Raw genomic sequence first — 15,662 nt, 5'->3', positions numbered from 1 at the left:
GAGGTTGCTCATGTTAGACCGCACTCCTTCTCGTGAATTACAAGAACATCTTTGGGTCTTCCCAATGGACTATCCAATCAAATTGATTGGTAATGCAGGGGATGAACTTCGAGTCGCTGTTGTTGATATTTTGCAGAAGCACTTCCCTGAATTTGATGGCAACTCAGTAAAAGTTCAGCCTTCACGTACAGGTAAATACCACTCTTTAACAGCCCAATTACGCTTTGAAGAGCTGGAACAAGTTCATGCGTTATATGCTGATCTTGCAGCCTGTCCTTTAATCAAGACAGCGCTTTAATAGAGAAATCCAAAATGCGAAAGTGTTTTGGATTTTTTTTGCGTAAAAATAATATCCTTCCTGTTGATAAATCGCTATTTATCTTCTCAAAATCATTACATAATTACGCCACTAACCCATTAAAATTTGCAAAGGAAATTCTGTTGTAATGAGTGCTGTAAAACCAAGTTTAATCATTCGTTGTTTCAATGATCTACAAGATTACACGACTCGTTTTGAAGCCATGAAGGACTTCACAACCCATCGTGATGAAAACACCCCTGATGAAGTCTGGTTATTACAACATCAGGATGTTTTGACCCAAGGTCAAGCAGGTAAAGCCGAACACATCCTCATGCACAGTAATCTGCCAATTGTTCATACAGATCGTGGTGGTCAAGTCACTTGGCATGGCAAAGGCCAACTGGTGGCCTATTTCCTTCTGGATCTAAATCGCTTGAAATGGCATGTCCGTACTTTGGTGAGTTTTGCTGAACAAGCCATGATTGACCTGCTCAAACAGTACAATATCGATGCCTACGCCAAACCCGATGCACCTGGAGTGTATGTAGATGGACGAAAAATCGGTTCATTAGGCTTTAAGATTCGTCGTGGTCGTAGCTATCATGGTCTTGCGCTCAATATTGACTGTGACTTAACAGGCTTTCAAACCATTAACCCATGTGGCTATGCAGGTTTAGAAATGGTGCGCCTGCAAGACTTACTTGAAGATTATCCAAGCTTTGAACAGCTCTGTGATACTTTCATTGCTTATTTAAAAAATACCGACTTCTTTAATGACCTTGTAGTCAAATCTGAATAATTTACTTTTCAATCCTGATAAAATAAATTAGAGTAAAAGCTCTAAATTAGCTTTTGCATAATTTTAATAAGGGATGAGCAAGTGATTTCAACCAAAGCAGTGAAGCCCACTTTGCAATTTGCCTATGTCAAACTCATGATGGATGTCGTGGGTCGTGGCCTCGTAATGGCAAGCCAAGTGGATCGTGAAGTACAAGAGGAAGTGTCCAAGTTTCCTGTTGGTTTTATCCTTTCAATGAATGTTTTTCCAAATGGGCCTGCATTCATTGCTCGAGTGACCGAAGAAAAACAATTAGAGCTTCTGCCAAACTACAAAGGCAAGCCAGATTTAACCATTACTTTCAAGCATCTGACCCATGCCTTTCTGGTATTTTCATTCCAGGAAAGTACAGCTCAAGCCTTTGCCAATGACCGTATGATCGCTGATGGTGATGTCTCCAGCGCCATTCGTCTGGTGCGTTGCCTGAATAAAATGGAAGCCTTGATCCTACCAAAATTGATCGCTTCACTTGCTGTGAAACGCTACCCTGCTGAATTGACATTAAAAGAAAAATTCGCAGGTGCAAAAAATATTTATCTTAAAGTCGCAAAATCATATCTGAAACGGAGCGCATAACATGGCTAAGCCTTATTACGAGTTTTTCTGTCCTGTAAAAGTCATTGCTGGTAACGCTGCGTTAGAGCACATCCCTTTTGAATTAGCGACTTTAGGCGCAAAACGCCCAATGATCATTACCGATAAAGGCGTGCGTGCCAATGGTTTACTCAGCCCAATCGAAGCTGCTTTCAGCACAACTGATGCAGTCATTGGTGCGATTTTTGATGATGTGCCACCCGATTCAAGTCTGGAAGTGGTTCGCCTAGCTGCTGAACTATATCGCAAGCAAAAATGTGATGCGATCATTGCGATTGGTGGAGGTTCCGTCATTGATACCTCTAAAGCAACCAACATCTTGGTGTCTGAAGGCGGCGATGACCTATTGCAATATTCAGGTGCGCACAACCTACCAAAACCACTCAAACCATTCTTCGTGATTCCAACCACTTCTGGTACCGGTTCAGAAGTAACCATGGTCGCTGTTGTTTCTGATACGCAACGCAATGTAAAACTGGCTTTTGCCTCTTACTATTTGATGCCACATGCTGCGATTCTGGATCCACGCATGACCCAGACCTTGCCACCGCATTTGACAGCTATGACAGGTATGGATGCACTGACACACTGTGTTGAAGCTTATACCTGTTTGGCAGCCAATCCGCTTAGTGATGCCTATGCAAGCGCAGGGATTAAAAAGATCAGCGAAAACCTGTTTAAAGTTTTAGACAATCCAAGCGATGCACAAGGTCGTCTAGAACTTGCTCAAGCATCAACAATGGCTGGGATCGCCTTCTCAAATTCAATGGTCGGTTTAGTCCATTCACTGGGTCATGCACTTGGTGCCGTTGCTCATCTGCCGCATGGATTGTGCATGAACTTATTCTTGCCATACGTGCTCGAATATAACAAAGAGATCAATGGCGACAAGATTGGCGAATTACTGCTTCCACTTGCAGGTGCGGATATTTATGCACAAACACCAGCTAATCTCCGTGCAGATAAAGCCATTGCGACGGTTCTTGCAATGCGTGACCGCTTATTTAGTCTAACCAAGTTACCACGTACCTTACGTGAAACAGGTAAAGTTACCGAAGCACAACTAGATGAAGTGGCTGAAAAAGCATTGAATGATGGCTCAATCATTTACAATCCCAAAGAAGCAAACCTGCAAGATATTCGTGCAATCCTGCAAAAAGCATGGTAATACATTGAATTAAATAATTTTAATTGAAATAAAGCCTCAATTTTGAGGCTTTATTTTATTTCAGTGAATCTTTATTCATCTTTTTGTTTACCTTTTTGGCAAAAAAGTTGCTAAAAAAAGTGTAAAAGTACTGCCAATTTATAGCGTTTTACGATAGATTGGCGCACTTCGTTTTTTCTGTAGGGGGGATCATTTCGTCTCAAATGATCCTTAAACCATAGCTGATCCTTGATCAACGATTATGAGGATAACGCCGTTGACAAATATCTCTGGGACTCCATCGGTAGCTAAGCTGCAAAAGACACTCGGTCTTTGGCACATTATCATTATTGGTTTAGCTTACATCCAACCCATGACTTTGTTTGACACTTTCGGATTGGTTTCGGAAGAAAGTCATCACCATGTTCCGACCTCCTATATTGTTGCCCTGATTGCAATCTTATTTACTTCAATCAGTTATGGTCACATGATTCGTCGATACCCATCATCAGGATCGGCTTATACCTATGCACAAAAATCAATTCATCCCAATGTAGGTTTCATGGTGGGTTGGTCATCTTGGCTGGATTATTTACTTTCGCCGATGGTCAATATTATCTTGGCGGTGATTTATCTAGAAGCCTTGTTCCCAACGGTGAATCATTGGGTCTGGGTGGTTGTGCTCACCGCATTTATGACAGGGATCAACTTACGTGGTGCCCGTTTTGTCGCCAACTTTAATAGCTGGATTGTACTGGTACAGTTGATTGTGATTGCGACATTTACCTATCTGGTTTATGACAAATTGCAAATGGGGATCAATGCGGATGGCGCGATTACGGCTGAAACCCGCTATCAGTTATGGAGTATGGAACCCTTCTGGAATGAACTAACCTCGGTTGGTGCATTAATTACAGGTGCAACCCTACTCTGCTTCTCATTTACAGGTTTTGACTCTCTCAGCTCTTTGGCAGAAGAAACCAAAGATACAGAAAAAACCTTACCGAAAGCGATTTTCCTGACTGCATTATTTGCTGGTGTTATTTTCATTATTAGCACTTACTTCATGCAGATTTACTTCCCGAATGATCCTAAGTCGTATTTCACCAATATTGCTGAAACTCAACCTGAGATTCTGCTTTTGGTCGGCGGTTCATTATTCCAGTCTTACGTACTTGCTTTTGCAATTGTAACGGTCATGGCATCAGGGATTTCTGCACATGCAGGCGTTTCTCGCTTAATGTACGTGATGGGTCGAGACGGCGTGATTAACAAGAAGATTTTCGGTCATATTAGCCCGAAGACTTTTACACCGTCGTATAACATTATCATTGTCGGTTTAGTCGCATTGACTGCGGGCTTTATGGATCTGGATATTGTTATTTCAATGATTAGTTTTGGTGCACTGACAGCATTTACCTTTGTAAACCTGTCTGTTATTTCTCGATATGCATTACGAGATGGCCGAACTAAAAACCTGAAAGACATTATCAGCTTTGTGATTATTCCTTTGCTCGGCTTTATCAGCATCTTTGCAATGTGGCTTGAAATTGAAGAGTCGGCACTGAAATTCGGTTTATGGTGGGCAATGTTTGGTATTTTATACTTGGGTTATAAAACCAAAGGCTTTAAATACAACGCACCACAACATAATGAATTTGATGACAAGCACTAATCTTCATCTGATTTAAAATAAAAAAGGCGCTCAATGCGCCTTTTTTATTATCTTTCATTTTAACCATGCAACTTTTCAACAATTGCTTTCACACGTTGAGCGTAAAGCTTCGCAGTCTCTAAATCACCTATTGGAATCTCATCGACACTGGCATCTGACGGTGACTGAACCAACAAACCAACTGAACCACCCAAATTATTAATATCCTCGCGTTTAGCCGCTTTGGTATTGGCTGGTAATAAACCCAAGCTCACCCAAATGCCACCGTGCTGTGACGCCAAGGTTTGCAACTGGATTAAGGTGACTTGCTTATCACCATTCAAACTCGCACTGTTGGTAAAGCCCGCAAAAACCTTATCTTGCCAGCCGCGGGTAAACCAGATTTTAGAAGAAGCATCAGCAAATTTCTTAAACTGCCACGGCGTTGCTGCCATATAAGTTGGTGCACCAAAAACAATACCTTGTGCGTCATTAAGCGTTTGCCAGTCTTGTTCAGTAATCTCACCATTCTGATCAATTTCAATCAGAGAGGCATCAATTGCACCAGCAAAGGTTTCAGCAATCACTTTGGTATGACCATAGCCAGAGAAATATACAACCGCAATTTTTGTCATGGATTTATCCAGAATTTTTAAAAAGTTCGATTTAATGATATATTTTAGAAACTAGGTGTCAATTAGTTACCATTTGGTAACTAGGGATATTCAGTTGAAAAAATTGAGGGTTTTAAAATGAATCAAGCATTAAAATATGATATTTATCAACAACATTGTCCTGCACGTTTATTTTTCGAAAAAATTGCAGATAAATGGGTTTTAATGATTATCAATGTGCTTGCCCGAGAGACTCAGCACTTCAATTTACTGAAAAAAAGTATTCAAGGCATTTCACCGAAAGTATTGTCTCAGAAGCTGAAAATGCTGGAACGTGATGGCTTTATTCAACGGCAAGTCCAGAATACCGCACCGATTCGGGTTGATTACTCACTCACGCCACTCGGCTTAGAAGTTGCAGAAATGGCGTATCAATTAAAAGATTGGGCTGAAAGTAATATCGAACAGGTCATCTACGCTCAACAACATTTTGATTCGATACAAGAACAAGAAATCGAATAACACAATGAGGTACGAATATGTATCCACAACCTTTAATTGCAGTTGCAGATGTTGAGAAAACCAGTCAGTGGTACCAAACAGTACTTGGCTTAGAAAGTGGTCATGGCGGCAAAGAATATGAACAGTTACTGTTTGAACAATGTATGGTGTTGCAGTTGCATCAATGGCAAGCACATGAGCATCCACATATTGGTGATCCCAAGCGACTGATTGGCAACGGCGTTTTATTATGGTTTGAAAGCAATCGATTTGATGAGATTGTACAAAAACTACAAACCCATCAAGTCGAAATTTTAGAAGGCCCTAAATACAATCCCAATGCACATCATCGGGAGATCTGGTTTAGAGATCTCAATGGTTACACGCTGGTAGTTGCAAGCCCTTATGGTGATCTCTAAGCTGCGAAATTAGAGCTGTTTAAAACCTTGTTGTCTCCATGCCTCATAGACAATCACGGCTGTCGCATTGGAAAGATTCAAGCTTCTTGAGTTTTCCGCCATTGGCAAACGAATCCACTGCTCTTGCGGAAACATCAGGCGTACCTGTTCAGGTAAACCACGGGTTTCAGGCCCCATCAATAAGGCAACTGGACGATTCAGATCGACGGTATGCGGTGTCGCACTGCCTTTAGTCGTCAATGGGAAGACATGCTCCACCCCCTTCGCTTTTAAGTCAGCCAGACAAAGCTCGATATTGTCCCAAATTTGCATTCTTGCCCATTCGTGGTAGTCCAAACCTGCACGTTTCAACTTTTTATCATCCAGCTCAAAACCTAAAGGTTTGACCAAATGTAGTTGCGCACCAGTATTGGCACATAGACGAATGATATTACCTGTATTCGCTGGAATCTCAGGCTCGTATAGGACGACATGAATCACAAATTTTCTCTACTTTAAAATCTCCCCTAGCCCCTCTTTTTTAAAGAGGGGGACTCATCCCTTTTTTAAAGGGAGGTTGGGAGGGATTGCCATTTTAACTGTTCACGTAGACTGACCACTTCACCAATAATGGTTAAAGTTGGCGCTACGATCTGATGTTCAGATACCTTAGTCGCAATATCCGCCAATGTACCCACCACTACTTTTTGCTCAGGTGTGGTGCCTTTTGAAATTAAAGCCACTGGCATAGTTGGACGCTGACCATGTGCAATTAATTGCTCACAAATGCGCTCCAAACCGACCAACCCCATATATAGAACTAGGGTTTGGTTTTCATAGACCAGTTCATTCCACGGCAGCTCAGGCGAGCCTTCTTTTAAATGCCCGGTCAAGAACCGTACACTTTGCGCATAATCACGATGGGTGAGTGGAATGCCTGCATACGCAGAACAGCCAGAAGCTGCGGTAATACCGGGAACGACCTGAAAAGTCACATTGGCTTCAACCAGTTCCTGAATCTCTTCACCACCACGACCAAAAATAAACGGATCACCGCCTTTTAAACGACAAACACGTTTACCTTGCTGTGCATATTCCACCAATAAAGCATTGATGCCATCTTGTGGAACCGAATGATTAGAGCGAGCTTTACCGACATAAATTTTTTCAGCATCGCGGCGGCATAAGTCCAAAATGGGCGCAGATACGAGACGGTCGTAAATCACCACATCCGCTTGCTGCATTAAACGCAATGCTTTTAAAGTCAAAAGCTCAGGATCGCCCGGTCCCGCGCCGACCAAATATACCTCACCTTTTGGTGCCGTCCATTCAGTCAAAGCTTGCTGAATCAGATCATTGGCAACATCAAGATTGTCATTAAAGACCTGCTCTTTCAGTGGGCTGGCGTACAGGTTTTCCCAAAAAATACGACGTTCATCTGGATTGGCAATTTTGGCTTTGACTTGCTTACGCCATTGACCAGAGAACTCAGCCAGTTTGCCCATGCCATGCGGCACAATGGTTTCAATCTGGGTGCGTAACTGTCTCGATAAAACAGGCGATGCGCCGTTGGAAGCGACCGAAATCACCAAAGGAGAACGATCAATAATCGCTGGCACCATGAATCGACAATGTGGAATATCATCGACACTATTCACCAGCAGATTACGCTGTTCACACTGTTCAAATACGCTTTTATTAACGTCAGGCTGATCTGTTGCCGCAATCACTAAGCGATAAGCTGTTGTCAGAACATTTTCAGAGAAAGGCAATTGAATATATTGCCCTGTCGATTGCTCAACAAGCTGATGTAATTCAGGAATGATGTCAGGTGCAATCACATCAACAATTGCACCTGCTTTGACCAACAAGTTTGCTTTGCGGTAGGCAATATGCCCACCACCCACAATCAGACAACGTTGCTGTTGCAACTTTAAAGAGATTGGGAAAATTTCCACGTGACGCCTCTATATTTTCAATCTGATTGAGCTAAAGCAAAAACTATGCACAAAATCGATGCAAAGTTTAGTCGATGTAGCTAACACCGCCCATATATGGACGTAAAACTTCTGGAATCTCGATTGAACCATCAGCACGCTGATAGTTTTCCATCACTGCAAGCAAGGTACGACCAACTGCCAAGCCAGAACCATTTAAAGTATGCACCAATTCGATCTTCTTCTGATCAACACGGTAGCGCGCTTTCATACGACGTGCTTGGAAATCACCCATATTTGAGCAGCTTGAGATTTCACGATAGGTATCTTGGCTCGGTACCCATACTTCTAAGTCATAAGTTTTAACCGCGCCGAAGCCCATGTCACCACCACAAAGCAAAATCTTGCGATATGGTAAACCTAGTGCCTGCAAAATGCCCTCTGCATGTGCAGTTAAGTCTTCAAGTGCCTGCATAGAGTGCTCTGGTTTTACGATTTGCACCATTTCAACTTTGTCGAATTGGTGTTGACGAATTAAACCACGCGTATCACGGCCATAAGAACCCGCTTCACTACGGAAACATGGCGTATGTGCAGAATATTTCAGCGGCAAACGATCCGCATCGATAATTTCATCACGTACAAAGTTGGTGATTGGTACTTCCGCAGTCGGAATCAGGTAATACTCTTTTTCACCCTGAAGCTTAAATAAGTCTTCTTCAAACTTTGGTAATTGACCTGTGCCACGTAGCGTATCAGCGTTAACTAAATACGGTACATAGGCTTCGGTATAACCATTTTTAAGGGTATGGGTATCGAGCATGAATTGAGTCAAAGCACGTTGTAAACGCGCCAAAGGCCCTTTCAATACGCTAAAACGTGAACCTGTCAATTTGGTCGCTGTTTCAAACTCAAGACCACCCATCATTTCACCAAGATCGGTATGGTCTTTGATCTCAAAATCAAATTGACGTGGTGTGCCCCACTTCAAGATTTCAAGGTTATCGCTCTCGTCTTTACCAAATGGAACAGACTCATCTGGCAAGTTTGGAATTGCGAGAGATTTTTGCTCAAGTTCAGCTTGTAACTCAGCCAAAGCAACTTCAGCAGCTTTGATTTCATCACCAATGGCAGCCATACGCGCCATAATTTCAGAAGCATCCCCACCCGATTTTTTGATTTGACCAACCTGTTTAGCACCAGCATTACGCTCTGCTTGTAAGTTTTCAGCTTTGGATTGCAAATCTTTACGGCGAGCTTCTAAATCAGCCCATTCTTGCACATTTAACTGAATACCACGTTTTGCCAAAGCAGCATTGACTGCTTCGATATTATTTCTAAGTAATTTTGGGTCGATCATAATCAATCATGAATAGAGGAAAAAACTGGCTATAGTGTAAGGCTTAAACCTAAAAAAATACAGCGCTTGTGCAGCCTCTAGACACGATATGTAGAGGCTGCACTCAAACTAGCCCGCATCTTTTGGCAAGCTCGGCAAGTATTCTGCTTTCACAAACTCTTTGGCAGCATAATATGGCAAGGTCAATTCACTCATTCCCTCAGCATAAGAAGCTAGCTCATACAGTGGGTAAACAAAGACAATTCCGTTCACGCCATAGTAATAGTTATCACTAACCTGCAATTGTTCTTTCTTGATGTTATGTTCTTCTAGCCAGTTCTGATTTGCGGCATACAGTTCATCACGCAGCTTGGTATTCATATCAGGTTTAAGCAGCTCATTCACCGTGATATGTTTTTTATTGGTCAAATCAAAGTTCACAAACTCCTGATGTGACATGCCATGTGCTGCTCCTGCTGAATAAGAGTAGCTTTGAATCGCAAATGTCGCCAGATTATAGTTCTGACTTACAAAACGCACATAAGTACTGCTCTCATTCTGTGCCGCCTCATCCGCAGGCGCCTTAACAGGTTGATCCGTCAGGTTTGCAAATGCATTCGGTTCAGCTTTTTTCATGCGATTTACAAAATATTCATCAATCCATTTCTGATTGGTTTCAACTGTTTGCAAGTCATAACTGGTACAGCCGTCTTCCAGACAGACTTTTTGCTTTGGAAGTTTGACCGGTACTACTTTTGCATGAATCAATGGAATATCCACTTTTTCTGTCGTCGCTTTCTGCTCTTGTTTAGGTTGACAGCCAGCCAATGCAACAACGGTCAGAATAGGGAGAATTGGAACAAGTTTTGATAATTGTGAAGTATTCATCGTTATGCAAGTCTCAGATGTTTTCCTTCACTATACAAAGCCTTGCTGTCAGAAGAAATTAAGAAATGTATCTAGCTTTCCTTTACATAAAAAAAGCCGCAACATGTGCGGCTTTTCTCGGTATCAGTGATTACTGATCAATAATATCTGTACCCTTAGGCGGTGTGAAATTAAACACCGAGGCTGGAATTGGCTGATTCACTTTAATATTGCTGAAACGCACATAAGTCGTTTGACCTAAAGAATCTTGCAATACCATCAAGTTCGGCGCTTTATTGGCACCAAAACTAATGGTTAAGCTCTGGAATGCACCATCTTCCTGTTTTGGATATAAGGTGTAATACAGTTTGCTACGATCAGGCTGAGTCACACGATAAGACTGCATAATCTGGTTGGTATTGCCCGATAACAACAATGCAGGTGTGTTTGCAATTTGGTCATCCAGACTTTGACGTACAGCTTGCTGTAAATCAGGATCGTAAATCCATACCACTTTACCTGTGGTCACAATGGTTTGTTTTGCAGGGCTGGTGGTTTCCCAATAAAACTTTCCTGGACGTTCAACTTTCATCGTTCCTTTAAAGGTCTGATTCATATGTTGAGCGGTTAAGCCTTTTTTTTGTGTGGCTTTATTACCGTTGCTGTTTGCAACTTTTGTATTTTGTTCAAAATCTGCGGTGAAACGTTGCAAGCCAGATAACTGTTGAACCAGACTGTTTGTTGCTTGCTGAGCCGATGCCGCGACAGGTGCAGCAAATACCTGACTACTCACAACAGGAGCAAGTGTGATTGCACTTAACGTTGCAGCATAAGCCATTTTTTTTACGAAATTCATAAAAAGAACCTTCTATCAGATTTCTACTGTTATGCCGACATCTTACTGTTTTTGATCATTAAAAAAATGAAGAAAAGCACGGGTTTTGTGTAGTTCGTGTCGCAAAGTTCTGCATTATGTATGAAGTTGCGACCTTTATGTAGAGATTGTAAGGATCAAAAAGCAACTTTTTTACTTATTTTCTTGTTTCAGCCCCCAGCCTAACTGAACTTTAATATTTCCCATAAATCGCCCATAAAAAACCCGCTAAAAGCGGGTTCTTCTGAACTATTAAAACTTAAGCTTCAACAGTTACATAGCGACGGCCAAATTGACCTTTCACTTCAAATTTTACTACGCCGTCAGCAGTAGCAAATAAAGTATGGTCACGGCCCATACCAACATTTGCACCAGCGTGGAACTCAGTACCACGTTGACGAACGATGATGTTACCAGCAGTTACAGTTTGACCACCGTAAACTTTAACACCCAACATCTTAGGATTCGAATCACGACCGTTCTTCGTCGATCCACCGGCTTTTTTAGTTGCCATGTCTATTTACTCCTCGTGTTAGCCTGCGATACCAGTAATTTTCAACTCGGTAAACCATTGACGGTGACCTTGTTGCTTACGGTAGTGTTTACGACGACGCATTTTGATGATGCGGATTTTGTCGTGACGACCATGGCCAACTACTTCTGCAGTTACTTTTGCGCCAGCTACAACTGGAGCACCGATTTGAATGTTGTCACCGTTAACAACCATTAATACGTCATCAAACGTAATAGTCGCGCCAGTTTCAGCTTTCAATAATTCTACTTTAAGGGTTTCACCCTCAACAACACGGTGCTGTTTACCACCGCTTTGGATTACTGCGTACATAATGTACTCCAACTTGCCCGTGTCGTCGTGCCGATAAAGGGACATATCGATCTTAAGACGAACGCCACTGGGGTTATACAAGGGGACAAATTTTAAGTGAAAATTGCTCAAACAACAAGTTATTTTGCATAAATGCCCACATATTGATAACTTGCTTGGATTTTTAAGTAAAATCAATTAGATTGATGGCGGACTTTTTTGATTGATTCCCATCAAAATTTGAAATACATTTTTTAAAACAAATTATGACAATAACAAACTGTGTTTTGTACCGTCGTGAGTAAAGTAATGGCACTTGGTGGGAACAGCCCTATTTCTGTCTAATTTAAGATCAAAGAGTTCATGATCGTGTTTTAAATAGCGGATTACACAGTCTATATAACAGTTTAGTCATAGATTAATTGCTACACTTGGCAGCATTACCCATCTATACGAGGTTTTTCTTCATATGGTTATCGATTTTAAGCAAGACATTCTCTCCCCTGTTGCGACAGATTTTGCTGCGATGGATCACCTGATCAATGAAGGAATTAGCTCTAAAGTCGGATTGGTCATGTCAGTCAGTAAACATGTTGTTGAAGCTGGCGGCAAACGCATGCGTCCAATTATGTGTTTACTTGCAGCTCGCGCCTGTGGTTTAGCCAATATGCAACAAGCACAGCATCTGGCTGCAGTAATTGAAATGCTACATACCGCAACTTTGGTGCATGATGATGTGGTAGATGAGTCAAGCCTGCGCCGTGGTCGCCCAACCGCTAATGCGACCTGGAATAATCAGACTGCCGTTTTAGTGGGTGACTTCCTGATCGCACGCGCGTTTGATCTACTGGTCGATTTAAATAACATTACCCTACTCAAAGATTTCTCAACAGGTACTTGCGAAATTGCTGAAGGTGAGGTGCTACAACTTCAATCCCAGCATCAACCAGAGACCACTGAAGAAACTTATTTAAGAATTATTCACGGAAAAACATCACGTTTGTTCGAACTTGCGACCGAAGGTGCAGCAATTTTGGCAGGTACTGAAGAATACCGTGAACCATTACGCCGCTTCGCAGGTCATTTTGGCAATGCCTTTCAAATCATCGATGATATTTTGGATTACACCTCTGATGCAGAAACATTAGGTAAAAATATCGGTGATGATTTAATGGAAGGTAAACCGACTTTACCGTTAATTTCAGCATTAGCTCATTCAACAGGTGATGATCATGCGATTATTCGTCGCAGTATCGCAACGGGTGGTGTTGAGCAACTGGACAAAGTGATTGAGATTGTTCATCACTCTGGTGGCCTGGAATATTGTCAAAAACGTGCTCAGCAAGAAACAGATGCTGCTTTAGAGGCATTGAAGGCGCTACCAGATAATGAATATCGCCAAGCACTGATCAATTTGACGCTCATGGCTTTACATCGACTACAATAATTTTCTGACTGCTTATGCATTTAACTTTATCTGATCTTTTTTTAAAAATGCAGGAACAGCTTGACCAACCTCAAGCTGTTCTTGACGAAAATCTCCTGATTGAACTGGTCAATCGTATCCGTCCAGAAAATCCAAATAATGCGGATGAAGTCAAACAACGTATTCATGCACTGATCAAAATATTATTACTCACCCCGACTTCAGCAATTCTGCTACAAAACTTTTTACTCAAACTGATCAGCCAGTACAAACAGATCAGTTTATATGCCGATAGCGGCATTCTTTCACTAGACGGTTTCTGGAATCAGCTAGGGCAACGTTTAGGCGCACACTTCCTTCCCTTAGTCGAAGATGGACAACAGCTTAAAACCTTGGTGGGTAAAGTTTTCCATCAGGAAAATGATAGTGAATGGCTTGATCTGATTGATGATCAGGACTGGATTAGCTTATTTAATCTACTGGCTGAGAGTCAAAGCAATACCATTGCAAAGCAAATTTCAAAAAATGAACTGATCAAAGCCATTACTGTTTTGTCTTATCGAATTAGTGGAATTGGCCTATATCCTGAGTTTATTAATGCTCAGCCCGATATTATCGAATATGAATCGCCTTTTCTGGTACAAAACCGCGACATCATTGAGTTTATTGAAAAATATAAAAAACAGATCGAAGATCAGGATGCAGTTGTGGTTTTACCGCCACCCGATGCATCACAAGCCTTTGTGATGCTGGACCAATGTCGTGAGGTGGTGTTAAAAATACGTCGTGCGACCAAGCGAATTGGGGTCAGTATCAGTTTGACCTATCTCCTGTCCTTACTTGAACAATCGCTTGATCGAATTGAACTTCTACTGACCCTGTTGGCCAGCAAAACTGAAGCACGTTATACCGCACTTGGCGAATTGATTATCGATTTGACCAAAGCCCACTATGAAGGCAAAAGTGTCCGTCATTTATTAAGCTCAACCAGTGAACTCATTGCCTTACAGGTGACTGAAAATGCCAGTAAAACCGGTGAACACTATGTAAGTACAGACAAAGCAGGCTTCTTTGGCATGTACAAAGCAGCGGCTGGGGCTGGCGTGATTATCGCCACCATGGCAACGCTTAAAATTTTGACTGCTCGCTTGGTTCTTGCGCCTTTAATGCAAGCCTTCCTGTTCAGTATGAATTACTCACTGGGCTTTTTACTGATTCATGTGTTGCACTTTACGGTTGCAACCAAACAGCCAGCCATGACAGCTGCCGCACTTGCCACCACGGTACAGCAACAAAAAGGCAGTAAAACCGCCCAAATTGCTGAATTGGCGGCATTGATTATTAATATTATCCGAACCCAGTTCATCGCGATCTTGGGTAATATTTCAATTGCGATTCCAACGGCTGCACTGATTACCTTTTTATGGCAATACAATCTGGGTGAGCCGCTACTTAACCATGCCAAATCGGCAAAGCTTTTGCACAGTCTCAACCCCTTCACTTCTTTAGCAGTGCCTCATGCGGCGATTGCAGGTGTATGTCTATTTTTATCAGGTCTGATCGCAGGCTATTTTGATAATCTGGCAGTCTACCGTAAAGTAGGGCCACGTCTACGACAGCACCCACGTCTAAAACGCTGGATGGGACAAAAACGCTTAGATAAATTTGCCAGCTATATTGAAACCAATTTGGGTGCCTTGGCGGGTAATTTCCTATTCGGGATTATGCTTGGAAGTATGGGAACGATCGGGTTTATCCTCGGCTTACCTTTGGATATCCGCCATATTGCCTTTGCTTCGGCGAACTTTATTCAGGGTTTGATGACCATTGGTAATCCAGATATCGGTCTGATTATCGTGTCATTCCTCGGTGTCATGCTGATTGGTTTAACCAACTTATTTGTCAGCTTTACCTTAACCATTATTGTTGCCTTGCGCGCACGCCGTGTTCGTTTTGCGCAATGGACGCCACTGGCTAAATTAGTGTTGACTCACTTCCTGACTCGACCAAGTGATTTTTTCTGGCCGCCGAAGCAACCTGTTGAAGTGGAAGAACAGCCTAAAAATACCTCATCATCCCATTAACTTTGTACAGAAAAGTAAGCAAACTACAAGTCTAACATTTGAACTATTTTTGGATATAATCAAGCCGCCAAAAATAGTTTTAATAGGCTGATTTCCCCCAACCTTGATTGCTAAACAAGAGATTATTGCTCAGCTCTAATATCACTTTTTCTTTTGGATGAGATGATGCGGATCTGAACTGGATTTTTTAGTTAAACTTAAGTTTGGTAGAAAGAAGACTGCCCTTTTATGGCCTATTTTTTAAAGATGTAATGTCAGAATTTAT

General features: G+C 41.9%; 17 protein-coding genes. 9 read left to right on the top strand and 8 right to left on the bottom strand.

Annotated features, from left to right (window positions below):
• Positions 1 to 10: 10 nt before the first annotated feature.
• The 5 genes from IEV36_RS05445 (at position 11) to IEV36_RS05425 (ending at position 4,555) form a co-directional block, all read left to right on the top strand.
• Positions 11 to 298, top strand: a complete 288-nt coding sequence (locus tag IEV36_RS05445) for a YbeD family protein (RefSeq protein WP_004775193.1) — start codon at positions 11 to 13, stop codon at positions 296 to 298.
• A gap of 148 nt (positions 299 to 446) precedes the next feature.
• Positions 447 to 1,100, top strand: coding sequence for a lipoyl(octanoyl) transferase LipB (lipB, locus tag IEV36_RS05440; protein ID WP_005259213.1), 654 nt, complete (start codon positions 447 to 449; stop codon positions 1,098 to 1,100).
• Between the two features lie 81 nt (positions 1,101 to 1,181).
• Positions 1,182 to 1,715: a hypothetical protein gene (locus tag IEV36_RS05435; RefSeq protein ID WP_004775197.1), complete on the top strand. Its 534-nt coding sequence runs from the start codon at positions 1,182 to 1,184 to the stop codon at positions 1,713 to 1,715.
• A 1-nt stretch (position 1,716) separates the two neighbouring features.
• Positions 1,717 to 2,901 carry an iron-containing alcohol dehydrogenase gene (locus tag IEV36_RS05430; RefSeq protein ID WP_005259214.1) on the top strand — a complete coding sequence of 395 codons (1,185 nt, stop codon included), beginning with the start codon at positions 1,717 to 1,719 and terminating at the stop codon, positions 2,899 to 2,901.
• Between the two features lie 256 nt (positions 2,902 to 3,157).
• On the top strand, positions 3,158 to 4,555 hold the full coding sequence (locus IEV36_RS05425) for an APC family permease (protein ID WP_004775199.1): 1,398 nt from the start codon (positions 3,158 to 3,160) through the stop codon (positions 4,553 to 4,555).
• Positions 4,556 to 4,614: 59 nt separating this feature from the next.
• Here the strand turns inward: IEV36_RS05425 and IEV36_RS05420 are convergent, their stop codons facing one another.
• The gene (locus tag IEV36_RS05420) at positions 4,615 to 5,169 is read right to left on the bottom strand and encodes a flavodoxin family protein (RefSeq protein ID WP_005259215.1); all 555 of its coding nucleotides are present in this window, start codon (positions 5,167 to 5,169) and stop codon (positions 4,615 to 4,617) included.
• 117 nt (positions 5,170 to 5,286) lie between these two features.
• On the opposite strand from IEV36_RS05420, the gene IEV36_RS05415 reads away from it, so the two are divergent.
• Together IEV36_RS05415 and IEV36_RS05410 are read left to right on the top strand one after the other, a co-directional pair.
• Complete coding sequence (locus IEV36_RS05415) at positions 5,287 to 5,670, top strand: winged helix-turn-helix transcriptional regulator (protein ID WP_005259219.1); 384 nt, start codon at positions 5,287 to 5,289, stop codon at positions 5,668 to 5,670.
• A gap of 17 nt (positions 5,671 to 5,687) precedes the next feature.
• Positions 5,688 to 6,068, top strand: a complete 381-nt coding sequence (locus tag IEV36_RS05410) for a VOC family protein (RefSeq protein WP_005259221.1) — start codon at positions 5,688 to 5,690, stop codon at positions 6,066 to 6,068.
• 9 nt (positions 6,069 to 6,077) lie between these two features.
• On the opposite strand, the gene IEV36_RS05405 is transcribed toward IEV36_RS05410, so the two are convergent.
• The 7 genes from IEV36_RS05405 to rplU form a co-directional block, all read right to left on the bottom strand.
• A complete protein-coding gene (locus IEV36_RS05405) occupies positions 6,078 to 6,548 on the bottom strand; it encodes a tRNA (cytidine(34)-2'-O)-methyltransferase (RefSeq protein ID WP_004669235.1) in 471 nt (156 codons plus the stop codon).
• Positions 6,549 to 6,613: 65 nt separating this feature from the next.
• On the bottom strand, positions 6,614 to 8,005 hold the full coding sequence (gene cysG, locus IEV36_RS05400) for a siroheme synthase CysG (RefSeq protein WP_005259223.1): 1,392 nt from the start codon (positions 8,003 to 8,005) through the stop codon (positions 6,614 to 6,616).
• A 67-nt stretch (positions 8,006 to 8,072) separates the two neighbouring features.
• Positions 8,073 to 9,344, bottom strand: coding sequence for a serine--tRNA ligase (gene serS, locus IEV36_RS05395; RefSeq protein WP_005259226.1), 1,272 nt, complete (start codon positions 9,342 to 9,344; stop codon positions 8,073 to 8,075).
• A 108-nt stretch (positions 9,345 to 9,452) separates the two neighbouring features.
• Complete coding sequence (locus IEV36_RS05390) at positions 9,453 to 10,217, bottom strand: RsiV family protein (RefSeq protein ID WP_032863965.1); 765 nt, start codon at positions 10,215 to 10,217, stop codon at positions 9,453 to 9,455.
• Positions 10,218 to 10,341: 124 nt separating this feature from the next.
• Positions 10,342 to 11,046 (bottom strand): outer membrane lipoprotein periplasmic chaperone LolA, encoded by a 705-nt coding sequence (gene lolA / locus IEV36_RS05385; RefSeq protein WP_005259230.1) that lies wholly within the window; start codon positions 11,044 to 11,046, stop codon positions 10,342 to 10,344.
• Positions 11,047 to 11,323: 277 nt separating this feature from the next.
• The gene (gene rpmA / locus IEV36_RS05375; RefSeq protein WP_004640422.1) at positions 11,324 to 11,578 is read right to left on the bottom strand and encodes a 50S ribosomal protein L27; all 255 of its coding nucleotides are present in this window, start codon (positions 11,576 to 11,578) and stop codon (positions 11,324 to 11,326) included.
• Positions 11,579 to 11,596: 18 nt separating this feature from the next.
• Entirely contained in the window at positions 11,597 to 11,908 is a 312-nt protein-coding gene (gene rplU, locus IEV36_RS05370) for a 50S ribosomal protein L21 (RefSeq protein ID WP_004652230.1), read from the bottom strand.
• A gap of 448 nt (positions 11,909 to 12,356) precedes the next feature.
• Between rplU and sdsA the strand changes: the two genes are divergently transcribed.
• Both sdsA and IEV36_RS05360 read left to right on the top strand, forming a co-directional pair.
• Positions 12,357 to 13,334: an All-trans-nonaprenyl-diphosphate synthase gene (gene sdsA, locus IEV36_RS05365; protein ID WP_004775209.1), complete on the top strand. Its 978-nt coding sequence runs from the start codon at positions 12,357 to 12,359 to the stop codon at positions 13,332 to 13,334.
• Positions 13,335 to 13,348: 14 nt separating this feature from the next.
• Entirely contained in the window at positions 13,349 to 15,397 is a 2,049-nt protein-coding gene (locus tag IEV36_RS05360) for a site-specific recombinase (protein ID WP_005259232.1), read from the top strand.
• The last annotated feature ends 265 nt before the right edge of the window (positions 15,398 to 15,662 follow it).

It is taken from the genome of Acinetobacter vivianii (assembly GCF_014635885.1).
Classification (GTDB): domain Bacteria; phylum Pseudomonadota; class Gammaproteobacteria; order Pseudomonadales; family Moraxellaceae; genus Acinetobacter; species Acinetobacter vivianii.
Note: the sequence above shows the minus strand (reverse complement) of the source record. Positions and strands in the feature narration are given on the sequence as shown.